Raw genomic sequence first — 25,359 nt, forward strand, 5'->3', positions numbered from 1 at the left:
TGTTCACGAAGTCGATATATCTCCTGTAGAGGAAAGGCTTGTAACCTGTTCACTCCATTTGCGACTGGAACCAGCCGAGACATAACACATACGTATATGATCAAAGTACAGATACCTATGTACGTTATAAGAAGACGCCGCAGCCCTTGGAAAGTATTTTTAACGCTAAACACAGAGTTAAGTTAGACGCTGAGTAATAGGTTGGTTTGTACACTTTGTGAGCGTTGCTGTGCTTGTTTTTTCGTCAGCGCTTGGTGGGGTGTCATTGAAAGTGATTAAAACTGAAAATTTATATGCTGATTTAATATTTATACTTTTTTGTGAATTGTTGGTCTTGTTTTGTGATTACGTTCGCTAAAAATACAGTTAATCGATTAAATAGAGCGCGTTTTTTCATTGTTTTTTATGAAAAATTTACCTTGCCCTAGTGGTTGTAATTTATATCTATTTGTAATGTTTTATTAGGAAAGTTTTGTCTTTGAGAATAATTTCGCCGCAACGGCTGGCGCTTACGGGCTAAGTCGAGTGGTGAAAAAATCTATAAAATTGATAGGACAAAATAAAAATGAAAAAACAGTATTAGCGGTGGCGCTATCTCTTGTTGCTGGTTCTGCGATCGCAGCAGACGTAAACCAAAACGTTTCTGAGCGTGCTCGCGAGTCAATGATCGACCTAATCCTTTCTGGCGAAGAATTCTCTGTTGGTGGTCAAGTGGCTGTCGGTGGTGAGTACCTAGAAGGTCGTAAAGTAAACGGCGAGAAAAAAGAATTTCACAACTACGATGTAACTGGTTTTGATCTATTCATCAACTACCAAAAAGGCAACGTAATCGGTCAGTTTGCAGGTGAATTCGACCTAGCTGAAAACTACTCTTCAATGGATGCTAAGTTCACTGTGATCGACACTTGGGTTGGTTACAAAACCGGTTTCGGCGTAGCGTCTATCGGTTACGCAAACGATTCTGCACTTGATGCAGTAGACGGCGCAGCTGACCTAACGATCGAGTACGGTGCATCTGCATCTGATGCTTCTGACGTAAACCAAGTGATCAAATTTGAAGGCATGAAAGAAGGCTTCAAATACGGCATCGCTTACTACGGTGACCGCGAAGCAGACGCATCTGGTCAACGTGGTTTCAACGGCTATGTTGGTTTCAAAAATGAACAGTTCCAAGTTAACGCGGGTTACGAGAAGAACGACGAGAAAGCTGGTGGCACTGACATCGAGCAAATCTACCTAGTGAACGGTGTGGTGACTTTCGGTGACCTAGCGATCGGCGCGAACGTTGCGAACCACGAGCGTTTCAACGGTGATGAGTCTATGCTTTACAGCGCATCTGCAGGCTACACAATCGACAAGCTATACCTAGCTATCGGTTACGCAAATCAAGAAGCATACGAATCAAATGGTGTAGATTCAGAGTGGACTAACTTCGGTGGTTCTTACCAGTTCACTAACAAGTTGTCTGCGCTTGTCGATATCAAAGTTGATCTGTCTGATGACAACAACAGCGATGATTTAGCAGCATTCTTCAAAGTTGCTTACGACTTCTAAGAACTTCCTTAGCAATTTATGGCCTGCATCGCGGGCCATTTAAAGCAGGACGCTTTTTTGGCGATAATCCACTGCCTTTTCTTTGACCCTCAGGATTCGAGGGTCTTTTCGTTTTTACACCAAGTGGATACTCTTGTCGCGATACCACTCACTTTTGCTGCTTTGTTTTGATCCCGAATTGGACTGTTTCTCAGTTTGTTGCGCACTCTTTCGCAAGGGGGAAGATGACAAAAGTGCATGATTTGATGGACGATAAACTGAGGATCTCGAACAAAGTCCTCGTAATGAACCGTCAACGATTTTACTTTTGTTCGTGAGATTTCCTCCTCGGTGGTTTTAAGAATTTTATTCAGTTGAAATGCGGTGCTGCAGACCGGGTCGTGACGAATTTGCTGATAGGTTTCGAGTTCATGGTTGCTGTAGGCGCCTAGCCACCATAATTGATGTAACCCCTGAGCTTGCCAAAATGGCACCTTGAGCAGTGAATTGACGGTGGCGACGGGCTCGCGAACGACATTAATAAACAACGCATCTGGAAATATACTGGACAAATACTCCACGCGCCCCGGACCAGTAAATTTCATCGCTAAACGCGGTTTTCCTTGCGCTCGCAAATGCTGATTTAAATAAGTACGAATCCGTTGTTTTTCCTCGGCACTGGCTCTCTGGTGAAGCAAGAATCCCCGACTGAAATCGATCTCATCACGAGTGATCTTTTGCCAAAAAGGCCATGCTTCAGCGGGTCTCGGTAGCAAGTTATTGAGTGGTAACGTGTGATTAAGCTGCGCTTTTTCGCCGGATACGTACCAAAGTGAGTTATTGGTGAGTCGCGTGAGCCAAGCAAGTGATGGTCGAGATGGAAGCCACTCGCAGTAGTTGTCTGGCCAGCCCAAACTATGATGAGCCATAACAAACTCAGAAATAACGGTTGAGCCTGAACGGCCGGGACCGATAAAAATGATCGGTGCTGATAATCGAGTTTGATGATTGGGTTTGCTTGTCATCATGTTATCGTCCCATCTTAGTGTCGATTTTGTGCTTGCTTTTAGGTTGAGAGCAAAGCTTGTGCCAAACGAAATGTTTATAAATAACAATTCGTTAGAGAAAACTCACTCTTAGGCGTTGAGTTCTTCTCAATTTGATAGGCAATTTGAAAATTTTTGCCAGTAAATCGTGATGAAGATAACGATTTGTAGTGCTGCTATTGATTGATAATACAAGAAAAATACAGTGAGCAGATTTCATGAAAAGCCCTTATATCTTAGGCAATCACATCCCTTTCGAGGTGAATGATGATGAACTGGAAGTGACGATAAATAACAATGAAGTTCACTTCTGCTATCACGGTATGCACAACCGTACCATCGATGATCGATTTGAACTCTTTCGTACTCCTTTCAATTTTGAAGCTCAGGCTCAGCTCTTGGGGGATGGGTTTCAAATGTTGGCGCAGACCACAGGCACTCGAGACCAAGTGACCGACATCGGTCGCTGTCCTGACAATAACCCACAGTATCGCCTTTATTCACAGCATGCGTCTAAGCGTTACTATAACTACTTAGTGATTGAGGAATCACAAGGTTACACCTTGTTTGGTTTTACCTCTTGTCGGCGCTTCGCTGGCTATTTTGAGCTGGAACAAACGGGCAACCACTGGCATGTTGTCGCTTATCTTGATGGCGAACAGACGGAAATCCAAGATTGGGAAACCAATACGCTGGAATCCGTGGTGCTGTTGGAAGGAGAGTCTTTGTCTGAGCTCTATGCTGAGTTTGCACAACACATTGCAATTCATCATCCGATCAGAGCAGGGGTGAAGCAAAATGCGCCAGTAGGTTGGTGCTCTTGGTATGCCTATTATGCCGATGTGAGTCAGCAAAATATCTTGGCCAATGTCGAGCAGATGCAGGGCAGCTTAGAGTCGCTGGAGTGGGTCTTACTTGATGACGGCTATCAGGCATTTATGGGTGATTGGCTTACTCCTTCTGACAAGTTTTCAGGGGGAGTCAAACAACTGATTGCGCAGATTCGTGCGAGCGGCAAAAAACCAGCGATTTGGCTGGCACCTTTTATTGCCCAGCCTGAATCAGAGATCTTCCGAAAGCATCCTGAATGGTTTGTCAGACATGAGGATGGCACGCTGTTAAAAGCGGAAGATATTACTTATGGCGGTTGGCGCTGCACACCATGGTATATCCTTGATACGTCAAATCCTGAAGTGCAGGAGCATCTAACTCATGTGGTAAAAACCATGCGAGAAGAGTGGGGCGTAGAGCTCTTTAAATTGGACGCTAACAATTGGGGTACGCTAAAAGGGCAGCGTTACCAAAAAGGCATAACAGGTGTTGAAGCGTATCGACTCGGAATGGAAGCCATTGCTCAGGGGGCGGGGGACGCGTGGTTGTTAGGCTGCAATGCACCGATGTGGCCTTCTCTAGGTTTGGTTGATGCCATGCGCGTTTCGGATGACGTTGAGCGCCATGCACATCGCTTCGAACAAATCGCCAAAGAGACCTTCTACCGTAGTTGGCAGCATCGAAAATTGTGGCAGATTGATCCTGACTGCGCAACGTTCACTTCGCTACCTAACCAAGGTGCACAAAGGCAAGAATACGAATTTCATCGTAATGTCCTGCTTGCGTGTGGCGGGCTATTGCTGTCGGGCGATCCACTTCCTGAGATCACGCCATTCGCCAAATCTTGTCTTGCCAAATTGATGGTTCGTCAAAAGCACAATCAGAATGCGGCGAAATTTACCGCGTTCAGTCTCAACCACGCCTTCTTGAAGCTGACCGAGAAAAACGATCTGCACTGTTTGTTCAATTATGATGGCCAGCAAGACAAAGAGTTTACGTTGATCTCTGACACGCCAGTGCATTGGTACGACTACTGGACACAAGAACGCTTAAGTGATGAGCCTTGCCAGCTATTTGTGACTCAATTAAATCCTGGCTTGAATGCAAAAGCCATCGTCACAGCGTAAATTCGGTTAATCGCAAGCCTATCCAGACAAGAGCCTCACTTTATAGAGTAGAGGCTCTTTTTGGAGATGATGGGGCGTTTGACGGCTTGTCTTGTGCAAACTAATACTCAAACAGGAAGAAATAACTATAACCCACAATAAACGCAGGAATGGCTGAGTAAATCGTCGCGACCAAGGCCGCCTTCGGTGCCATTGCAATGGCAGGGAAGAGCGCGTCACCATCGTTTGAAATCGCGTTGGCGAGCTGCGCGGAGAGCGGCGCGGCGCCGGAGAGGTATAAGCTGGTCATGAGAATTTGTGGCCCACACCCGGGCAGCATTCCCACGGCAACGCCGATGAGCGGCATCCATACCCCCAATCCCGAGAAAGTTGCATGCAAATTCAGCCCAGAAAAATAGCGAGTCAGCTCAAAAGCAAGAAACGCCAAAATCACCCAAGCACTGACGAAATTCGTGTCTTGTGCCGCTTTTTGAATCGGATGGGAGTCGATGATCTTTTCGTCTTCAGAGACGGCAGATTGATAGCTGCCGAGCTCTTTGGTTAATGCCCAAAGGAACATACTGGTAACGGCGAAGATCGCACCCATCCATTCGATGGTGTTTTCCTCAAGACCAAGCAGCAAATTCACATCCACTTGAAACGAACCAAGCAGAGCAATGACCGCAGCGGGTATCAGAAGCCATTTCCAAAATGCGCCTTGCAAGTTAATGGCTCGCTGTTCAAATGGGGTATGTGCGTCTGGCTTGTTTTGGCAACAATGTGGTTGGTTAGGTTCATCGCTCACTTTGGGCCGTAAAAAATCGTCGCCATGGAATGCGTTCACCACCATGCCAGAAAGGGTTCCGACTGCAATGCCCAACGCAATAACGCCGAGTCCAGTCACGGGTTTGGCGGCGAGCAGCAGAAAGGCAGCGTCACCCATGGTTGAGGTTAGCACGGCGACAATCGCCCCAAAGCCAACTCGGCCACTGATGAACTGCGTTGTGACAACAATGGCTCCGCCACAACCGGGCAGAGCGCCAAGTAAAGCGGCAAAAAAGACTTGGTAGTGGCGTGATGCGCGATAAAGTTGTGTCACGCGATTGGTGCGCGACATAAAGCCAGATAAATAGTGATAAATGGCGAGCGTGGCCGCGACGTAACAGGAGACCGCCCAGAAAGAGTCAGACAGAGTGGTCACGGTTACTTGTCGAGTCGTGTCACTGAACAGCAACACCAAAAGGGCAACAGGCAATATCAACCGTTTATGAGCGAGACGAAACTGCGTCGGTTGCAGCAATGGGTGCGTTGAGCTAAAAAATTTCGTTGCGTTCATTGTTGTCTCTAATGCAAATAAGAATGATTATCATTATATGAAAGTGAGAATTATTCGCAATAGCGAGAGGTCACTTTTCTTGATGTCAAATCCGCTCATTTCAGGTAAAGTATGCCCCTTTGTGAGCAACCCTGCTTTTTGGTTAAGCAGGAATAACGAGACTTGGATAGGAAAGATAATGATTCTAGTTGTAGGTCATAAAAACCCAGACAGTGACAGTATTTGTAGTGCCATCGTAGCCACTGAGCTGCTAAAAGCGCGTGGCGTTGAAGCGATGCCGATTCGTCAAGGCGAAATCAACCGCGAAACACAGCACATTCTTGAAGTGGCTGGTGCAGAGGTTCCTGAGCTACGCACATCTGTAGCCGGTGAAACAGTTTGGTTGGTGGATTACTCAGATCTTGCGCAAGCGCCTGATGATATCGCTGAAGCTGAAGTTGCGGGTATCGTTGACCATCACCGTCTTGGTGACGTCATGACCGTAAACCCAATGGAAGCATGGATCTGGCCTGTTGGTTGTACTAACACCGTTCTGTTCAACATGTTCAAGATTGAAGGTCACGCGATCTCTGAAAAAATCGCTAAGCTAATGATGTCTGCAATTCTGTCTGACACCGTTGGTTTTGCTTCTCCAACTTGTACGCAAAAAGATAAAGATGCAGTAGCAGAGCTTGCGCAAATTGCGGGTGTTACTGATATTGATGCGTTCACTAAAGATCTGCTGATCGCGAAAACAAACATTGAAGGTCTGTCTGCTGCACAACTTGTAGAGAAAGATCTGAAAGGTTACCCATTCAATGGTCGTGACGTGGTTGTAGGCCAAGTTGAACTGGCAACGCTTGAGCAAGTCGACGGCATGATCGAAGCGCTAGAAGCAGACCTACAACGTCGTTGTGATGAAGATGGCCTTGCTTTTGCCGCTGTGATGCTAACTGACATCACGACAGCTTGGACTCGCTTGATCTACAAAGGTGAGTGGTCAGACAAACTGGCTAAGCATGAAAAAGATGGCCTGTTGATGATGGAAAACACGCTAAGCCGTAAGAAGCAAGGCTGGCCTTGGCTTCAAGTTGAGCTTGCGTAATCAGTCGCACAGAGTGAAAGAGTCTCGCTGGTACTAGGTGAGACTTTGCACCATAATGGAAACGCCCATTTGCCACGGCAAGTGGGCGTTTTTAATTGAATGTCGCCAAAAGGCAAAAGTGGAGAGGCGCAATGACCACACCATTATCCCAAGATCAAATTCGTACCATTAATAGTTACGATCAAGAGCAGCGTTTACGTTACTGCGTGAAGGAAATTGTCGCCCAGCGCCAAGTTTGGATCCTCACTGATGAGCACGGCTGCGTGATGCTCAACACCGAAGAGGAAGAGTGCGTACCGGTTTGGCCAAATAAAGAATTTGCCGAAGAGTGGGCCACGGGCGATTGGCAAGAGTGCCAAGCGGAATCGATCTCGCTAAACAAGTGGCACAGCCGCTGGACTCGTGGCTTAGAAGATGACGAGCTATCGGTTGTCGTGTTTCCGAGCATGAATGAGGAAGGGGTGGTGCTGTTCCCTGATGAGTTTGATTTTGAACTGAAAAAACAGGCGGCGAAGAGATAAAACGCTTTGGCCAATCACAGAAAGTAACGGTGCTATTCAGCGCCGTTTTTTCATCGCCGAATAGCAACTTGAACCTTGTTGAACCCCTCAAAGGCTACCGCTCAATAACCAATAAACTGAAACAGCTCGGTTTGTGTTGCTACATCGACGGATTGAGATAGGGTGCCATTGTCGGCAAAACGCGTGAGTAGCGTATTCAGCACGGGTTTGACTTCCGCCTCCGACATACCGGCTTTAATCTCCGGTTGATAAAGCAACTTGAGTAGGACGATATCGAGTGGTGAGAGTAGTTCTTCTGGGGAGTTGTCATTAAAAATAGAAGGGTAAGCCTGATCTGAATCGTTAGGCAGGCCAAGAACCTGTGTGACTTCTTCCACAATACAAGCGACTAATTTGCCGTGTTCGCGCGCTTTGTCGACAGGAATAACAATCGCAGCATAATAGATGTCACTTTGGCGAGTTTTAAAACCTGCTTTGCAAACCGCGCTGCCTAGATTGTTGGCAGATTGGCGTCCCATGAGACGTTTGACTTCACTTTGATAGTTCGATTCTTGGGTGAATACCCAAACAACGTTGGCTTGTGTTTTGTCGCTGGTGGTCTCAATTGAGAGACCTGTGATGGCGGACAAGTCACGCAGGTGCATCTCTAATAGCGATTTATGTAGCGCTTTATCAGCAACCTGATGTTCAACGTACACACGTATCGGCGAGTTCCATTTGCGAACTTTCTTTTCCCCTGGGCTGTATTCATTGCGCAATGCTACTTGAATGAATGCGTTACTGACAAAGGCGGGTTGAAGCCACGTTTTTTCCAGTGCATGAGTGCTTGATGTCAACAGCATGAGAGCAATGCCAATCAATGGTTTCACCCAAACGTTATTCATGCATTGCTCCTTGCTTCGTTGACGATTTTCTCATCGCGCTTGCAGATGGCTTCTACTTGCAGATGGCGTCTAGTAGTGAGAAGGGGTTTTGTAGAAATGATTTTCGACCAAGCGTTGTGTAAGAGGATGCTGTGGATCGCTCAACACGATTTGCGTATCACCAGATTCCACCACTTCGCCATCATGCATCACCATCACTTTATCGGTGATGTGTTTAACGATACCGATGTGCTGTGATACATAAACAAACGATACCCCCATCTCTTCTTGAAGCTCTAAAAAGAGATTAATGATCTGTGAACGCATTGCCATGTCTAAGCCGTTGAGCGCTTCGTCGGCAACGATGATAGACGGTTGTAGAATCAAGGCTCGTGCTAAGCAGACACGCTGTTTTTGCCCGGTTGCCAGCATCTGCGGATAAAAATAGGCGTGCTCGGGTAAAAGGCCAACCCGCAATAGCGTGTCTTTAACACGCTTTAGGCGTGCTTCTGGTGGCATGTTGGTGTTTCGCTTGAGTGGACCTTCTAAAATACGCCCGATTTGAATACGTGGATTCAATGAGGTATTGGGATCTTGGAAAATCATCCGAATCAGTTTGCAGCGCGTGGCGTAATCTCGGTGCTCGAGTCGCTCACCGTTGACACGAATTTCGCCTGAGGTCGGTTCCACCATGCCCGCCAGCATGCGGGCTAGCGTTGATTTTCCTGAACCATTTTGACCAATAAAGCCAATGGTTTGACCCGCTTCAAGCGTAAAACTGACCGGTTTCACCGCTTGTTGTACTCTGCGCTTAAACAAGCCCGAGCGAGTAACAAAATTTTTCGACAGGTTTTCCACCTCTAACAAGGCACTCATGAATCTTTCTCCGTGTTAAGAGGGAAATGACAGCTAAACTTATGATTTTTAATGCGGCGTGCATAAGGGATCTCCACACACTGGCGCTGTGCATAAGGGCAGCGTGGCCCCAAACGGCAGCCAATAGGCAAATGCTGCAATGGCGGGATCGACCCCGGTAGAGACTGCAACTTTTGTTTGTGAGGAATCCAGTGGCTAAAATCAGGCATCGCTTTCAATAGCGCAGCGGTGTATGGGTGCTTTGGCGCCTCCAAAATACTATCTGTATCAGCAGACTCTACTGATTGCCCACAGTACATTACCGTAATACGGTTAGCCCATTGGGTAATATTGGTTAAGTCGTGTCCGATGAGCAGAATCGTGGTGTTGTTCAACTGATTCATACGACTTAGCAAACGCAGAATCTGGTTCTGAGTGATTGGGTCTAAGTCATTAGTGGGTTCATCGGCAATCAAGAGCTTAGGTGCGGTGGCTATTGCCATCGCAATCATCACTTTTTGACATTCACCATCTGTAAGCTCATAAGGATAGCTCTTCATTAAGCGTACATGGTCTTTAATCCCAACTTTATGGAGAAGGGCGATCGCGCGTTTCTTACGCCATTTGAAACGTTCCCACCATTTCCCGTCAAAAGTGCGCCACGGAATAGACTCAATCAACTGTTTACCCACTTCTTCTGAAGGATCGAGACAGGTCGATGGCTCTTGGAAAATCATCGCGATGTCACGAGCAATCACTCGTCGACGTTCACTTGGTGTGAGTTGCAGCAGGTCAATGTTGCCCAATCGCATGCGGTCGGCGGTGACTTTCCAATTGTCTTTGCATACCCCAACGATGGCTTTGGCGACCAAGCTTTTACCTGAACCTGATTCTCCCACCAGACCGCGAATTTCACCTTCATTTAGTGTGAGGCTCATGCGATCAACGGCTTTTACAAGCCCTTGAGGGGTCTCAATTTCGATCGTCAAATGACGAATATCCAATAATGGCATTATTCGATCCCCGCATTGAGAGCTCGTCGCACGCCATCACCGACAAGGTTGATAACGACAACGGTAAACATGATGGAAAGGCCCGGCAGGGTAACGGTCCAAGGCGCTAGATAGATAAGTTCCACTGAATCGCCAAGAATTGCGCCCCATTCGGTGCTCGGAGCTTGAGCGCCAAGGCCGAGAAAGCCGAGAGCCGTAATGTCTAGTATGGCCACGGAAAGGGCTAAGGTTATCTCAGTAGCAATGACAACCAACACATTGGGTAAAATCGAGTTCCAAAGCAGGTAAAAATTGTTGGCGCCATCAAGACGTGCCGCCATCACGTAGTCTTTCTCTACTTCAGTATGCACTGCGATATAAACCGAGCGAATAAAACGCGGAATAAGCGCCAGCCCAACCGCTAACAACACGGTGAACTCGCCGACACCAAAGAACGCGACAAAGATGATCGCTAAAAGCAGTGATGGAATGGACATGACCGTATCGAGTAAGTGGTTCAGCGTACTGGAAAGGAGTCCCCGTGTCATCCCGGCAAGAACACCGATGAAACAGCCAATAATCGCGGCGATGGCGGTGATGATAATCGATGCACCTAAGGTAGGTTGAGCTCCCATAATGAGGCGCGAAAGGATGTCTCGCCCCAAATCATCAGTACCGAGGAAATATTCGACCGTCCCTGCAGGGCTCCATGAAGGAGGGACCAGTAATTGTGCGGTTTGCTGCTGAGGATCATGCGGAACCAGCCAAGGTGCGCTGATGGTCACCAGCAACAACAAGACCAAACACCACAAGCCAAACATGGCTAAATTATTGCTGCGAAAACTGCGCCAGAAACGCTCAAACTGAGTCGGAATATGCTCTTCCTGGTAAACACTATCGGTTAGCATACCATTCCTTCCTTACCAGTGGATTGATCATCGCGCCAATCAGATCGGACAAAATGTTGGCCGTGAGCACCAATGTCGCCACGACCATCACGCCCGCTTGAATCGATACATAATCTCGATTCGAGAGCGCATCTAGTAGCCAGCGGCCAATGCCCGGCCAGTTAAAAATCGATTCCGTAATGATGGCCAGCGTTAGCATGCTGGATAGCTGTACGCCAACTTTAGGAATAATGGGCGGAATCGCGTTGCGTAATACATGTTGGGTGACGATTTCTCGTGTGGTTAAACCTTTGATTCTGGCCGCACGGATGTAGTTTTGACTCATGACGTCGGCCACAGAAGCTCGCATCAAACCGATCACTTGCGTGGTTGGCGCCAGCGCCAAGACCAAACAGGGCAGTACCATATGTTCAATGACGCTCTGCAGTGCATGAGCTTTGTAAGGCCCTTTCGCAAGAAACGCATCGATGATGGCAAAACCGGTGACGTGTTGGATTTCATAAAGTAGATCATAGCGGCCAGAGACAGGAAATATCTCGAAATGGAGAGAGAACACCATCAGCATCAATAGAGCGACCCAAAAGAGCGGGGCAGAGTAGCCAGACATAGAGACAAAAGAGATGGTGGTATCGACCCACTTGCCTTGTTTCATGCCTGCGATCGTGCCAAAAGGAATGCCGATCAAGAGCGCAACCAAAAAGGCAAAAAAACAGAGTTCCAATGTGGCGGGAAACACCACGGCTAACTCATCATAAATGGCGGCACCGCTTTTACTGACGCCAAAGTTAAGTTGCGCGAGTTCGGAGAGATAAATACTCCAACCATGCCAATATTCGGCTCGAGCCCAGACAGATTCTGGGTCTAAGCGTAAGATCGAAAAACCAACCATGGTTAAAATGGCCAGTGTAATGACAAATAAGTTAAGGCGTCTTACTGCATACCAGAACATCAATAAGCTCTCTCTACCGTGTCGAAAGGTTGGGAATTGAATGGACTGGATTTGAAGCCAATCAGCGATTTGTCATGAGCACGGAACTGAACACCGTGTGCCAATGGAATCACAGGGAATTCCTCATTGAGAATATTTTGCGCTTGACGATATAAGTTTAAGCGATAACGATTCTTTTCGGTTTCTAACGCGAGATCGAGTAAGAAATCAAAATCACTGTTACACCACATGGCAACGTTAATCCCCGCTCTTTCAGAGCTGCAAGAAAGCAGTGGGCGTAAGAAATTATCAGGGTCGCCAGTGTCTCCCACCCAACCCGTTAGTGAAAGATCACCTTGTGTGTGATCGGTGGTCACTCGTTCGTTTCTCTCATCGGTAATAAGGGTTAAATCGATACCAATATCCGCAAGATTAGACTGAATCAACTCCGCAGTTTTTCTCGGGCTTGGGTTATAGACACGAGGCTCTAGTGGTACCCACATCGTTAGTGAAAGCCCCTTCTCGTAACCCGCTTCACGCATTAGCGCAAGTGCGTAGTTACGATCAAAACGCACTTTGACGCTGTCTTTTTGGTATGCCCATGAGTTAGGAGGCAACAAGGTGTAGGCCTTTGTTCCTGTTCCATAATAGACGGAATCGAGGATATTTTGTCGGTTGATCGCGAGGTTCAATGCTTGGCGCACACGCACATCTTTTAGCGCAGAATGGCTGGTATTGATGGCGATGAAAGCAACGTTCATGGCCGGCGTTGCCGTCAGTTCCATATTGGGGTTGTTTTCAATAATCGGGATCTGGCTGGAAATGGGTGAGCGCAACACATCGCACTCGTTACGCAGTAGTTTGGCAAGCGTGCCTGTACCACGTTGTGAAATATCGAACACCACCTGTTCCATTTTTACGGGGTTACGCCAATAGCCTTCGTGGCGACGTAAACGAACCAAATCGTTAATTTGATACTCGTCTAACAAAAACGGGCCGCTGCCAACGGGGTACATATCGATACGCTCTTTGGCATCTTTTGCTGCCAGTTGATTGGCGTATTCGGCAGACAGGATCACCGAGTGCGCAGTCGCAAGATTAGAAAGAAACGCAAAATTCGGACGGCTGAGAATAAACTTCACTTGGTCATCGGCAAGTGGTACCACATCCACCAAAAGGTTGGCAAAGTCTATGCCAGCAAACCAAGGGTAATTTCCTCCTCCAACGAGATGATAAGGGTGACTAGGGTCGATAATACGACGGAAACTAAACACCACGTCTTCTGCGTTAAGGGGGCGTGAAGGGGTAAACCAGTCTGTGGTTTGAAAAGCGACATTTTTGCGTAGGGTAAACGTGTATTCTGTGCCGGTTTTATTGACTTTCCAACTTTCAGCAAGGCTCGGAATGGGCTGATGCGTTTGTGGGTCAAGCGTCAAAAGGGTATCGAAAATCTGTGGGCTGAGAGTGTCTGCCGTAATACCGCTATCAATCAACTGGGGGTTGAAGGTTTTGAGATTGGTTTGCCCACAAAAAACAAAGCCAGTTTGGCGTACTTCTTTGTGGTCAATGTCTTTGCCACACCCGGTTAGTAAGCTAAAGCCTAATAATCCCAATGTGAGTTGTATTAGTGTTTTCATAAAATGAAACGTATCGTATGGATGTACGCCTTTGTCAGCGCCAAAAGATCCGGCTAATTTACCATTTTATTTACCTTGTTCCAAACAGAAATTCTTTTTTCAGCAAAGCGTTAATAATCAAAATTCCATTGTGCTAAGTGTAACACTTAGGCGACAGTTTGCTGCTGAATCGAGCGCTAGTTTTGTCCGACCAAGGCGTACTTTCTTACCATACCTCGGAACTGATGATAGCTGAGTCCTAAAAGGTCGGCGGCTTGGCGCTGGTTAAATTTACTGGCTTCCAAGGCCTGATTGAGTAGCTTGATGTCTTGCTCTTCTTGCCACTGTTTGTAATCAATGGGGAACGAAAACTCGGTCGTTGCTGGTGGAGAGACTTGATCGTCGTTTGCCGAAATGGATGAAGTACTTGATGCATTCGGTTGGTCTTGTTCGGCCTTTTCGCTCTCCCAACCGGTAGCAAAGGGATTAAAAATCAACTCATCAATCGGATCTGGGTTAAGGCCGTGACGATAAATGGCCCGTTCTACGACGTTTTTGAGCTCTCGAACGTTGCCCGGCCAGCGGTATTGAGTCAACTGTTGATTAGCATAGGAAGTAAAGCCAACAAAATAGTCGAGTTTGAGTTCGCGGCACATTTTTATCGCATAGTGTTCGGCGAGCAATAGAATGTCCTCTTGGCGCTCTCGCAATGGCGGTAGTGTAATAACATCAAATGCGAGTCGATCGAGCAAGTCAGCGCGAAACTGACCTTCGTCGGCCATTTTTACCAAGTCCGCATTGGTGGCACACACCAAGCGAACGTCCGCGGTCAGCGGTTGATGGCCACCCACGCGTTCGTATTCTCCGTATTCGATTACGCGCAGTAACTTCTCTTGCACCATCAAAGGGGCGGTTGCAAGTTCATCAAGAAACAGAGTGCCACCTTCTGCACGTTCAAATCGCCCTTTGTGTTTTCCCTTTGAGCCAGTAAAAGAACCGGATTCATGGCCAAACAACTCGGAGTCGATCAGACCTTCTGATAATGTGGCACAGTTTAAAGATAGGAGCGGTTTATCCCAACGTTTAGACAGGTAGTGCAAGCGCTGAGCGATCAGTTCTTTACCTGTGCCTCGTTCGCCAATAATCAAGATTGGACGCTCAATCGGTGCCAGTTTTGACACTTTGTCGAGCACAGACAGAAAGGCAGGTGATTCTCCGATCAAGTTTTGCTTCATAAGTTCCTTCTTAGTGAGCGTTTAGGGAACGAAATTGGTTAAATTCACCAATATTTGGTGAAAATCATCATAGCATAGGTTCGGTGAGAGACAAGTTGAATTCTATTTTATTGAAAAATAAAGAAAATCAACTTTGGCATGCTTCTTGTTATAACGTTAATAACTAGAACACTGACTGAGTGCATTTTTAGACAAAAGCACGATATCGAGACTAATAGAGGAGTTCCATCATGGGTATTTTTTCTCGTTTTGCAGACATCATCAATTCCAATATCAGTGCGCTGCTGGATAAAGCAGAAGATCCGGAAAAAATGATTCGTCTCATCATTCAAGAAATGGAAGACACGTTGGTTGAAGTGCGTACCAACTCGGCGAAAGCCATTGCGGATAAAAAAGAGCTCGCTCGTAAAGTGGAAGCAATGGAAAGCCAAATTTCGGATTGGCAACAAAAAGCGACATTGGCGCTGACTAAGCAACGTGAAGATTTGGCGCGTGCAGCATTAATTGAAAAGCAAAAGCTGCAAGACTTGATCAAAGGTTTGCATACAGAGCAAACTCTTGTGGAAGAAACCATCGAGAAACTGACTGGCGAAATTGGCAAATTGGAAACCAAAATTGCCGAAACGCGCGCGAAGCAGCAAGCTTTGATGATCCGCAATCAAACGGCTTCCAACCGTCGTGATGTTCAGCGTCATTTGAGCTCTGGTCGCACGAATGAAGCGATGGCAAAGTTTGAGCAATATGCCCGCAGAGTGGATGAGCTTGAAGCTGAAGCGGATGTGTATGCGAATACTGGCTCTGCCAAGTCGTTAGAACAGGAGTTTGCTGAACTTCAAGCCCAAGATGAAATCGAAAAAGAGCTAGCAAAGCTAAAAGAACAAGTGAACTCGGATAAAAAATAAGCTAAGGAGCCATCTATGACGACATTTATGATTGCAGGGCCATTAATCGTATTTTTGATTTTTGTCGCACCACTGTGGCTATTTCTTCACTATCGCAGTCAGCGCAAAGTAGGTAGCGGTTTGTCGGACATAGATTTGCAGAAGTTGGAGTCTTTGTCCGGTCAAGCGGAAAAACTTCAATCACGCATAGACACCTTGGAGCGTATCCTCGATGCGGAAAACCCCAATTGGAGACGTCGCTATGAATAGTCGAGAGCTTTATCGTGACCCAATCAACGGCAAATTGAGTGGTGTCTGTGCGGGTATTGCGAACTACTTGGCCATTGAAGTTTGGTTGATTCGGATTCTCGTGATTTCTGCGGCGCTGTTAGGCGGAAGTTTTCTGGTTATTCTGGCGTATCTTGCCCTGACATTTATGTTGGAAAAGCAACCAATCCAGTACCAAGAAGATTTAAAAATGCGTCATGATCATAAGCTCAAAGCCAAGCCTTGGCAGCAAGGGCAAACGGCGGAATCCTTGTTAGCGATCCTTGAAGCGGATTTCAATCGAATTGAAAGCAAAGTGCGTGATATGGAAGCGTATGTCACTTCCGATACCTTCAAAGTGAACCGAGAATTTAACAAACTTTAAGTTTGTTTTAGTAAAAATAACCCTTCTTGGGTAATTTTCATGAGAGCAAGGTTTAACCTTGCTCTCATTTTATTAAATTTCAGATATTTACAAAGCTGTTAACTGGAACAAAATCATAGTTTCATCTAAGGTATAGAGAACTTTTTCTAACAGGATGATAACCATGAGAAAAGCATTGGTTTTTCTTGCTGTCGCCACGGCATTGGGAGGATGTGGTCGAGAGCTTCCTCCTATTCCTGAGCCTGATTCGCGGCCCGCCAAGTTATTCACAGTGTCGGTGGGTGACGCCAAATTTGAACGAACTTTTCCTGCGGTTTCTAAAGCGGGTGATAAGGCCGTTTTAACATTTCGTGTCCCCGGACAGTTGCAGACCATTGACGTAACTGCAGGCCAAAGAGTGGCAAAAGGTCAGGTTTTAGCCACCTTGAACCCAGATGAATACGCTTTGCTGGCAAAACAAGCGAGAGCGAATTTTAAACTGGCGGATGTGCAATATGAGCGTTACAAAAAGCTTCGCGCCGATAAAGTGGTTTCAGAGCAAGACTTCGATCAAGCGCAAGCCAACCACAACTCTGCGCGTGCAACGTTAGAGCAAGCTGAGGCCAACCTTCGTTACACTAAGCTGATTGCACCTTATGATGGCACCATTTCTCTTATTCCAGCTGAAAATCACGAATACGTTGCGGCCAAGCAAGGCGTAATGAATATCCAAACCAATCAATTGATGAAGGTGATTTTCCAATTGCCAGATCATCTATTGGGTCGCTTCTCTCAGGGGGTTGAGCCGAATGCGGTGATGCGTTTTGATGCATTCCCAGGGAGCGAGTTCCCACTGCGTTTTCAAGAAATTGATACCGAAGCGGATACCAAAACTGGCAGTTATAAAGTCACTATGATCATGGAGCGTCCTGCCGATATTGGCGTGCTCCCCGGCATGGCTGGCAGTGTTCACGTCAGTGCCAAATCTCAATCTGCCACACAAATTCCAACCTCTGCCATCTTTAAACAAGATGAGAAAAAGTATGTTTGGCGCGTAAATGATCAGAGCATTGTAGAGCTCGCGGAAGTAGAGCTTAACGACAAGCGCGAAGTGGTTAATGGTCTCAATGATGGTGACCAAATCATTATTTCTGGTGTCAGTGGTATCGAGTCAGGCATAAAAGTTCGTGAATGGGTTAAAGAGCGAGGGCTATAACGTGAACAAATGGATTGGTTTAACCGCGTTGTCCGCCGCTTTACTGTTAGCCGGATGTGGGCAACAAAATCAGCCAGCCGCTCTGGCTGACCCAAATGTCAAAATTGTCTCGTTGACTGATGAAGAGATGATCGACAGCCTCTATTTCCCCGCTGTAGCAAATGCTGCAGAACGTTCTCACCTCAGTTTTCGAGTTTCTGGGGAAGTAAGAAATTTATACGTCAAAGAAGGGGATAGGATTAAAAAAGGCGATGTGATCGCGGAACTTGATCCCACAGATTACCGCTTAGACGTGGATAACGCCCAAGCAAGGTTCTCGGTAGTGGATAGCCAGTTTAAGCGTTCGGAGCCGCTGGTGAAAAAAGGGCTACTGGCAAAATCTCAGTTTGATGAGATTGCCGCACAACGCCAAATTGCGCTGGCTGAACTGGAGCTGGCAAAACTGCGCCTCTCTTTTACACAGTTAAAAGCCCCTGTTGACGGCATTATTTCACGGGTCAGTGTTGACCAATTTGAAAACGTTCAAGTTGGGCAGCAAGTGGTCAACATTCACAGTGTTGATGAAGTCGAAATCTTAATTCAGCTTCCCGATCAGCTGTATGTTAATCAGCCCACCAGAGAAAAGCTTGAGCAAGTTGATGCCTTAGTTCGCGTTCGCAGTGGGAATGAGTACTCAGCAAAAATCAAAGAGTTCACCACAGAGCCCGATCCGAAAACCGGCACTTTTACTGTCACGCTGACCATGCCGATGCCGGAAAACGAGTACATCTTAGATGGAATGGCCGTTGAGGTGACTTCACGAGGAGAAGGTGTTGGACTGGAGTTGAATTCTGGTATTCGTGTACCGATTGAGGCCATTTTTAATGCCGATGGGGATGATCTGAATCGAGAGGAAAAGTTTGTTTGGGTGTTAAACGCAGACAACAGTGTTAGCAAGCGTCAGGTTGTTGTGGGTAAAGCCTCGAAAGAGAGTGCGCAAATTATTGAGGGGTTAACGCATTCAGAGCAAGTGGTGGTGGCGGGTATCGCACGACTGCGCGACGGCATTAAAGTGAATGTGATTTCTCAGGAGGCGAATAATGAGTGATAAACCAGTAGTGTCGCCTCAAAGCGATGATGAAGTAACGGGCATCGCAGCGTATTTCATTCGAAATCGTGTGATTAGTTGGATGATTTCTTTGATCTTTTTGATTGGTGGGGTGGCTGCGTTTTTTGGCTTGGGTCGTTTAGAAGATCCTGCATTTACCATCAAAGACGCAATGGTGGTGACCTCCTATCCGGGGGCCACACCTCAGCAGGTTGAAGAAGAGGTGACTTATCCGCTTGAGAAAGCGATTCAGCAATTAACTTATGTGGATGAAGTTAACTCTATTTCCAGCCGTGGGTTATCTCAAATCACCGTGACGATGAAAAACAATTATGGTCCGGATGATCTGCCACAAATCTGGGATGAATTGCGTCGTAAGGTCAATGATTTAAAAGGTCAACTGCCGCCAGGGGTGAATGCTCCTCAAGTGATAGACGACTTTGGTGATGTTTATGGCATCTTACTCGCTGTCACCGGTGAAGGTTACAGTTACAAAGAACTGCTGGATTATGTCGATTATTTAAGACGTGAGCTCGAACTGGTCGATGGCGTCAGCAAAGTTTCCGTCACTGGACAACAGCAAGAGCAAGTGTTTATCGAAATTTCGATGAAGCGATTGAGTTCATTGGGCTTATCACCAACGACAGTCTTTAACCTGCTGTCAACGCAAAACGTGGTGTCTGACGCTGGTGCGATACGAATAGGCGATGAATACATTCGCATCCATCCTACGGGTGAGTTCCAAAACGTCGATCAGTTGGGCGATCTCATTATCACCGAGAGCGGTGCTCAGGGATTGATCTATCTAAGAGATGTGGCCGATATCAAACGTGGCTACGTGGAAGTGCCGAACAACATCATCAACTTTAATGGCAAATTGGCGTTGAACGTCGGCGTTTCTTTTGCACAAGGCGTTAACGTGGTGGAAGTGGGTAAATCCTTCGACCGTCGCCTAGCAGAATTGAAATACCAGCAACCCGTTGGCATTGATATCTCCGAGGTTTATAGCCAACCGAAGGAAGTGGATAAGTCGGTCAGCGGATTCGTGGTGAGTTTGGGGCAAGCAGTCGCGATTGTCATTATCGTCCTGCTGTTCTTTATGGGCTTACGCTCTGGCCTGTTGATCGGTTTGATTTTGCTGCTCACGGTACTGGGTACCTTCATCTTCATGCAGTATTTCAAGATCGACTTGCAACGTATCTCTCTCGGCGCGTTGGTTATCGCACTGGGGATGCTGGTGGATAACGCCATAGTGGTAGTTGAAGGGATATTGATCGGCACACAAAAAGGCCGAACCCGTATGCAAGCTGCGACCGACATTGTCACGCAAACCAAGTGGCCGCTCCTTGGGGCGACGGTCATTGCGGTGACCGCATTTGCGCCTATCGGTCTGTCTGAAGATGCGACGGGAGAATACTGTGGCACTCTCTTTACCGTGTTGCTGATTTCTCTCATGCTGAGTTGGTTCACTGCGATTTCACTGACGCCTTTCTTTGCGGACATGTTCTTTAAAGGCCAGAAAGTGAATGTGTCAGAATCGGGTGAAGAAGTGGACCCGTATAACGGCATGATCTTCGTGGTATACAAGAACTTCTTAGAGTTCTGTATGAAGCGAGCTTGGTTGACCATGATTGTGCTGGTGGTGGGTTTAGGCGTCAGCTTGTACGGTTTCACACTGGTGAAACAGGCATTCTTTCCATCGTCGACCACGCCAATGTTCCAAGCCGATATCTGGCTGCCAGAGGGGACGGACATTCGAGCCACCAACACGAAGCTTAAAGCGTTGGAAAGCTGGTTGTCACAACAAGACGATGTCGAGCACATCACGACCACTGCGGGTAAGGGTTTGCAGCGTTTCATGCTGACCTACGCACCGGAGAAAAGCTATGCTGCCTATGGGGAAATCACCACACGTGTCACCAGCTATGAAGCCCTTGATGCTTTGATGGCGAAGTTCCGCCAGCATGTCAAAGAGAATTTCCCTGAGATCAACTACAAGTTAAAGCAAATTGAGTTAGGTCCAGGCGGTGGTGCGAAAATCGAAGCGCGCATCATCGGTTCGGATCCAACGGTATTACGTTCAATTGCCGCTCAAGTGATGGATATCATGTACGCCGATGCAGGGGCAACCAATGTTCGCCACGACTGGCGTGAACGTACCAAAGTGCTTGAGCCGCAGTTTAACGAAAGCCAAGCGAGACGTTACGGCATCACAAAGTCGGATGTGGACGATTTCCTCGCGATGTCGTTTTCGGGAATGGCGATTGGTATTTACCGTGATGGCACGACGTTAATGCCGATTGTGGCGCGCTTACCCGATGAAGAGCGTGTGGACATTCGTAATATCGAAGGGATGAAAATTTGGAGCCCGGCGTTAAGCGAGTTCATTCCTCTTCAACAGGTGACGTTAGGCTATGAATTGCTTTGGGAAGACCCAATTATTGTACGTAAGAACCGCAAACGCGTGCTGACAGTGATGGCAGACCCTGACATTCTTGGTGAAGAGACCGCGTCAACGTTACAGAAACGTTTGATGCCTCAAATCGAAGCCATTCAACTGCCACCGGGTTACTCTCTGGAATGGGGTGGGGAATATGAATCCTCTCGTGATGCACAAGCGTCACTCTTTACCACCATGCCGATGGGTTACCTGTTTATGTTCTTGATCACTGTGTTCTTGTTTAACTCAGTGAAAGAGCCATTGATCGTTTGGTTAACAGTACCTTTGGCGGTGATTGGGGTAACAACTGGCTTGTTAGCGCTCAATACGCCATTTGGTTTTATGGCGTTACTCGGCTTCTTGAGCTTGTCTGGCATGTTGCTGAAAAATGGTATCGTACTGCTTGATCAAATCGAAATAGAGATGAAGTCAGGCAAAGACCCGTATGTTGCGGTTGTGGATGCGGCATTGAGCCGTGTTCGTCCGGTATGTATGGCGGCGATCACGACGATTCTTGGCATGGTGCCACTCTTACCCGACATTTTCTTTAAGCCGATGGCAGTCACCATTATGTTTGGTTTGGGTTTTGCGACAATCCTGACACTGATTGTCGTGCCTGTGTTGTATCGTCTCTTCCACAAGGTGACGGTGCCGAAATAATTAATTGGCTTAGGAATCTAAACGCCTTCACTTTGTGAGGGCGTTTTTATAAGGAGTTAGATGATGTCAGAACAAAAAACATGTGCGTGGGCGATGAATCACCCTTTAGAGCGTGAATATCATGACGCAGAATGGGGTAAGCCTGTTTACGATGACACCATACTCTTTGAGTTCATTACGCTAGAAGGTGCACAGGCAGGCTTGAGCTGGATTACGATCCTGAAAAAGCGCCAAGGTTATCGAGAGGCATTTGAAGGCTATGACCTCAAACGACTCGCGCAACAGGGAGAGCAAAGAGTTGAGGCGATCATTGCTCAGTACGATGTGGTGAAACATCGTGGGAAAATTGCGTCGGTGTTTAGTAACGCACGCGCGGCATTAGCGCTTCAAGAAGAGTTTGGTTCACTGTCTAACGCTTTGTGGCCGTTTGTCGACCATCAGCCGATTGTCAACCAATGGCAATCCATGGATGAAGTGCCCGCGGTCACGGAGCAATCCAAAGCGCTCAGTAAGTTTCTTAAAAAGCGGGGCTTCAAATTTGTTGGAGAAACCATTTGCTATGCCTTCATGCAAGCGGTCGGGATGGTCGAGGATCATTTAATTGATTGCCCCTGTAAAGCACACCGATAAAAAACAGCCCCGCAGAGATGAGGGGCTGTTTTATATGCATAGCGGGGAGCGCCTAACGAGGTAAATCGCCGCTAGCTAAGAGAGGTTTCTCTTTCAAGAATCAATGCGTTATAACGTTCAAAACCCGCTTCGAGATCAGCAATCAGGTCTTCGACATTTTCTAAACCAATGTGCAGGCGGATTAAGGTGCCTTCAAAGTTCGGATTGGCGACAGTCCGTAAGCTTGAGAAACTCTTTGGTTCATTGGCCAAAATCAAGCTTTCAAACCCACCCCACGAATAGCCCATGCTGAAGTGTTTCATTCCATCGAGCAGCGCCGTGGTTGCACGAGGGTATGAAGTCTTCAATACAAAGGAAAACAGGCCATTCCCGCCAGTGAAATCACGGTTGAAAAACTCGTGACCAGGGCAGCTCTCCAATGCTGGGTGGCGAACATGGTCCACTTCTGGTCGGGTTGCTAGCCATTGCGCGACTTTTAGGCTGGCTTGTTCGTGTTGACGTAAACGTACATCAATTGTTCTTAGACCACGCAGACCAAGGTAGGCGTCATCCGGTGAGACGCATTGTCCCATCAAATAACTTTGCTCGCGTAACTGATCCCAGTAGGGCTCGCTCGCGACCGCGGTTCCTAGCATCACATCCGAATGGCCGACGATGTACTTCGTTGCTGCTTGAATCGAGATATCTACACCATGCTCGAAAGGCGAGAAGTTAACACCAGCCCCCCAAGTATTGTCGAGCATGACGATGATTCCGTGCTCATGCGCAATACGTGCGAGGGTAGGAACATCTTGCACTTCCATCGTAATAGAGCCGGGAGATTCCAAAAACAGCACTTTGGTATTGGGTTTGATAAGCTCACGAATGCCTTCTCCAACCATTGGATCATAATAGGTGGTTTCCACCCCCATTTTTTTCATGATCTTATCGCAGAAATCACGAGTTGGTTCGTAGCAGGTATCGACCATTAGAATATGATCGCCGGTTTCGACGAAGGAAAGAATGGCGTTGGAAATGGCGGCGGTGCCACATGGGTAAAGTGCGCAGCCGGCACCACCCTCAATTTGAGTCATCGCTTCTTGAAAGGCGAAGTGGGTATGAGTGCCGCGACGGCCGTAAAAAAGTGTCTTGTTGGCTCGATTGACGGTCGCGTGGTGTTTGTCTGCCACAGTGTCAAAAACCACCGTCGATGCACGTTGAATTGGCGGGTTTACCACGCCATTTGTCCATTTTTTATCGCGTCCAGCGGTGACCAATTTGGTTTGCTTGCCTTCCGACATGTCAATTCCTTGTCCTATTTGAGATTTCTCTATTTAAAACACGGAGGGCATAGGCTTGGCAAGGTTTCTAAAGCAAAAACATCCCCGAATTGGGGATGTTTCATGATGCCGACTTTTGGGAAACTTATAACAGCGGATTGAACAAGTAATAGAGTCGTTCAAGAAAACGAGAATAGAGTGAGCGCTTATTCCAGTCACTTCGTTTTACTGCGTGGGATTGAGATTTGTAGTGTTGTTGTAATTGATGCATTTGTTGGGTGAAATGCTCATCATCTACCGCCAGTGTGACTTCAAAATTGAGCCACAAACTGCGCATGTCGATGTTGACCGTCCCGACGAGACAAAACTCTTGGTCGATCACAACGGATTTGGTATGCAGTAAGCCCCCATAAAACTCAAAAATTTTGACCCCAGCTTCCATCAATTCACTATAGAACGACCGCGATGCCCACTGAACCATTAAAGAATCATTCTTATGAGGAATGATCAACTGAACGTCGATGCCACGTTGGGCGGTCATTTTTAAGGTATCCAGCAAATTAAGGCTAGGTACGAAGTAAGGAGTGGTGATGGTAACCGAGTGATTTGCTTGGTTGATGGCGAGAATCAACACTTGAGAAATCAAGTTCTCCGGCATGCCGGGGCCCGATGGAACTACTTGAATTGGGTTTTGGTATTGCGTCGAGTCTAATGGGCATTCAGGTAACCGGGGGAGTTGGCGCGCCCCAGTTTCCACTTCCCAGTCCCAGCAGTGGATTGCAGATAGTACGTTCACTGTTGGGCCTGTCAAACGCACCATGATATCCACCCATTGTCCAACGCCGCTGCTTTGTTTGAAGTAGGCGGGGTCGACCAAATTCATTGAACCTGTGTAGGCAATCTCATCGTCGATAACGATGATTTTTCGGTGCTGTCTTAAATCGAGGCGACGTAGGAAAATACGCCACGGACTGACTTCTAAAGCTTGTACTACCTGAATGCCTGCATTGACCATCATCTGATGCCAATGGCTGCGGAAAAATCGTGGGCTGCCAGCGGAATCAAGCAACAGTTTGACATCCACTCCTCGTTTGGCGGCTTGGATAAGCGCGGAAGCGACAGAATCCGCTAAACCACCGGGATGCCAGATGTAAAACACCATACGAATCGAGCTTTGCGCCTTTTCAATATCACGAATAATAGAGTGAAGAATTTCTTCAGGTGAACGTTGCAGTGAAAGCGTGTTGCCACTCAGCGCTGGCAAACCAAGACGGGTGTTGCACAACTCGTCAATACGATAGATATGGCGTCCCATCGATTCAGGCGTGTGAGCTTGACAGTCATTTAACTGAGAGAACCAAGTGGCGAAAGGAGTGAACATCTCTTTTGCACGCTCAGCTCGTTTTCGGCCGAGATTGAGCTCACCAAACAGAAAATAGCAGGCGACGCCAAGCACTGGGAGAATGTAAATGATCATTAGCCATGCGAGCGAAACGCTCACGGCACGACGCTTTAACACGACACGGAACGTCACACCAGCAATCAGAACCCAATAAAGTCCGATCCCTGCGAGGGTGAGAAAATGGTAGAACTTGTCCATCGCTATCTCGTAGAAACTAGTAAACGATTCAGATAGTAAGCTGAAATAGAGAAATTAGAAATAGCAGCCTCAATAGAGAACCGAGTTCATATAGCGAAAAG

The 25,359-nt window shown here is 47.1% G+C and carries 22 protein-coding genes; 11 read left to right on the forward strand and 11 right to left on the reverse strand.

The genetic code is table 11. From position 1 onward, the window contains the following. Positions 1–528: 528 nt before the first annotated feature. Entirely contained in the window at positions 529–1,554 is a 1,026-nt protein-coding gene (locus CIK04_RS15845) for a porin (RefSeq protein ID WP_325205724.1), read from the forward strand. An 89-nt stretch (positions 1,555–1,643) separates the two neighbouring features. Here CIK04_RS15845 and CIK04_RS15850 read toward each other — a convergent pair whose 3' ends face one another. Further along, positions 1,644–2,561: a sulfotransferase gene (locus CIK04_RS15850; protein ID WP_097353404.1), complete on the reverse strand. Its 918-nt coding sequence runs from the start codon at positions 2,559–2,561 to the stop codon at positions 1,644–1,646. A 236-nt stretch (positions 2,562–2,797) separates the two neighbouring features. On the opposite strand from CIK04_RS15850, the gene CIK04_RS15855 reads away from it, so the two are divergent. Next, complete coding sequence (locus CIK04_RS15855) at positions 2,798–4,537, forward strand: glycoside hydrolase family 36 protein (protein WP_097353403.1); 1,740 nt, start codon at positions 2,798–2,800, stop codon at positions 4,535–4,537. A 100-nt stretch (positions 4,538–4,637) separates the two neighbouring features. Here the strand turns inward: CIK04_RS15855 and CIK04_RS15860 are convergent, their stop codons facing one another. Then, positions 4,638–5,852 (reverse strand): putative manganese transporter, encoded by a 1,215-nt coding sequence (locus tag CIK04_RS15860; protein ID WP_097353402.1) that lies wholly within the window; start codon positions 5,850–5,852, stop codon positions 4,638–4,640. Positions 5,853–6,030: 178 nt separating this feature from the next. Between CIK04_RS15860 and CIK04_RS15865 the strand changes: the two genes are divergently transcribed. Both CIK04_RS15865 and CIK04_RS15870 read left to right on the forward strand, forming a co-directional pair. After that, positions 6,031–6,936 (forward strand): manganese-dependent inorganic pyrophosphatase, encoded by a 906-nt coding sequence (locus CIK04_RS15865; RefSeq protein ID WP_026130783.1) that lies wholly within the window; start codon positions 6,031–6,033, stop codon positions 6,934–6,936. A 131-nt stretch (positions 6,937–7,067) separates the two neighbouring features. After that, on the forward strand, positions 7,068–7,457 hold the full coding sequence (locus CIK04_RS15870) for a DUF2750 domain-containing protein (protein WP_097353401.1): 390 nt from the start codon (positions 7,068–7,070) through the stop codon (positions 7,455–7,457). A gap of 101 nt (positions 7,458–7,558) precedes the next feature. On the opposite strand, the gene CIK04_RS15875 is transcribed toward CIK04_RS15870, so the two are convergent. The 7 genes from CIK04_RS15875 to pspF all read right to left on the reverse strand — a co-directional run bounded on the left by CIK04_RS15875 (position 7,559) and on the right by pspF (position 14,854). After that, positions 7,559–8,341, reverse strand: coding sequence for a DUF2927 domain-containing protein (locus CIK04_RS15875; protein WP_097353400.1), 783 nt, complete (start codon positions 8,339–8,341; stop codon positions 7,559–7,561). Between the two features lie 69 nt (positions 8,342–8,410). Then, complete coding sequence (locus tag CIK04_RS15880) at positions 8,411–9,196, reverse strand: ATP-binding cassette domain-containing protein (RefSeq protein ID WP_017422227.1); 786 nt, start codon at positions 9,194–9,196, stop codon at positions 8,411–8,413. Further along, positions 9,193–10,188 (reverse strand): oligopeptide/dipeptide ABC transporter ATP-binding protein, encoded by a 996-nt coding sequence (locus tag CIK04_RS15885; RefSeq protein ID WP_026060829.1) that lies wholly within the window; start codon positions 10,186–10,188, stop codon positions 9,193–9,195. Before CIK04_RS15885 ends, CIK04_RS15880 begins: the two co-directional genes overlap by 4 nt. Next, positions 10,188–11,075 carry a putrescine export ABC transporter permease SapC gene (gene sapC, locus CIK04_RS15890; RefSeq protein WP_017422226.1) on the reverse strand — a complete coding sequence of 296 codons (888 nt, stop codon included), beginning with the start codon at positions 11,073–11,075 and terminating at the stop codon, positions 10,188–10,190. The genes CIK04_RS15885 and sapC overlap by 1 nt, the downstream gene beginning before the upstream one ends. Continuing rightward, positions 11,062–12,024: an ABC transporter permease subunit gene (locus tag CIK04_RS15895; RefSeq protein ID WP_026060828.1), complete on the reverse strand. Its 963-nt coding sequence runs from the start codon at positions 12,022–12,024 to the stop codon at positions 11,062–11,064. The genes sapC and CIK04_RS15895 overlap by 14 nt, the downstream gene beginning before the upstream one ends. After that, positions 12,024–13,640: an ABC transporter substrate-binding protein gene (locus tag CIK04_RS15900; RefSeq protein WP_017790585.1), complete on the reverse strand. Its 1,617-nt coding sequence runs from the start codon at positions 13,638–13,640 to the stop codon at positions 12,024–12,026. Before CIK04_RS15900 ends, CIK04_RS15895 begins: the two co-directional genes overlap by 1 nt. Before the next feature lie 176 nt (positions 13,641–13,816). Next, positions 13,817–14,854, reverse strand: coding sequence for a phage shock protein operon transcriptional activator (gene pspF / locus CIK04_RS15905; protein WP_026060827.1), 1,038 nt, complete (start codon positions 14,852–14,854; stop codon positions 13,817–13,819). Positions 14,855–15,084: 230 nt separating this feature from the next. Between pspF and pspA the strand changes: the two genes are divergently transcribed. The 7 genes from pspA to CIK04_RS15940 all read left to right on the forward strand — a co-directional run bounded on the left by pspA (position 15,085) and on the right by CIK04_RS15940 (position 22,399). Continuing rightward, entirely contained in the window at positions 15,085–15,756 is a 672-nt protein-coding gene (gene pspA, locus CIK04_RS15910) for a phage shock protein PspA (RefSeq protein ID WP_017422223.1), read from the forward strand. Positions 15,757–15,771: 15 nt separating this feature from the next. Further along, on the forward strand, positions 15,772–16,005 hold the full coding sequence (gene pspB / locus CIK04_RS15915; RefSeq protein WP_011080700.1) for an envelope stress response membrane protein PspB: 234 nt from the start codon (positions 15,772–15,774) through the stop codon (positions 16,003–16,005). Next, positions 15,998–16,387, forward strand: a complete 390-nt coding sequence (pspC, locus tag CIK04_RS15920; RefSeq protein ID WP_038938975.1) for an envelope stress response membrane protein PspC — start codon at positions 15,998–16,000, stop codon at positions 16,385–16,387. The genes pspB and pspC overlap by 8 nt, the downstream gene beginning before the upstream one ends. 163 nt (positions 16,388–16,550) lie before the next feature. Next, positions 16,551–17,582, forward strand: coding sequence for an efflux RND transporter periplasmic adaptor subunit (locus tag CIK04_RS15925; RefSeq protein ID WP_097353399.1), 1,032 nt, complete (start codon positions 16,551–16,553; stop codon positions 17,580–17,582). 1 nt (position 17,583) lies between these two features. Next, positions 17,584–18,669 (forward strand): efflux RND transporter periplasmic adaptor subunit, encoded by a 1,086-nt coding sequence (locus CIK04_RS15930; RefSeq protein ID WP_039449046.1) that lies wholly within the window; start codon positions 17,584–17,586, stop codon positions 18,667–18,669. Next, on the forward strand, positions 18,662–21,769 hold the full coding sequence (vmeI, locus tag CIK04_RS15935; protein WP_097353398.1) for an efflux RND transporter permease subunit VmeI: 3,108 nt from the start codon (positions 18,662–18,664) through the stop codon (positions 21,767–21,769). Before CIK04_RS15930 ends, vmeI begins: the two co-directional genes overlap by 8 nt. Positions 21,770–21,829: 60 nt before the next feature. Continuing rightward, positions 21,830–22,399 (forward strand): DNA-3-methyladenine glycosylase I, encoded by a 570-nt coding sequence (locus CIK04_RS15940; protein ID WP_176463355.1) that lies wholly within the window; start codon positions 21,830–21,832, stop codon positions 22,397–22,399. A 71-nt stretch (positions 22,400–22,470) separates the two neighbouring features. Here the strand turns inward: CIK04_RS15940 and CIK04_RS15945 are convergent, their stop codons facing one another. Then, a complete protein-coding gene (locus tag CIK04_RS15945; RefSeq protein ID WP_011080694.1) occupies positions 22,471–23,679 on the reverse strand; it encodes a cystathionine beta-lyase in 1,209 nt (402 codons plus the stop codon). Between the two features lie 124 nt (positions 23,680–23,803). Beyond that, positions 23,804–25,258, reverse strand: a complete 1,455-nt coding sequence (cls, locus tag CIK04_RS15950; RefSeq protein WP_017422217.1) for a cardiolipin synthase — start codon at positions 25,256–25,258, stop codon at positions 23,804–23,806. Positions 25,259–25,359 lie beyond the last annotated feature (101 nt).

This window comes from Vibrio sp. 03_296, from assembly GCF_002265885.1.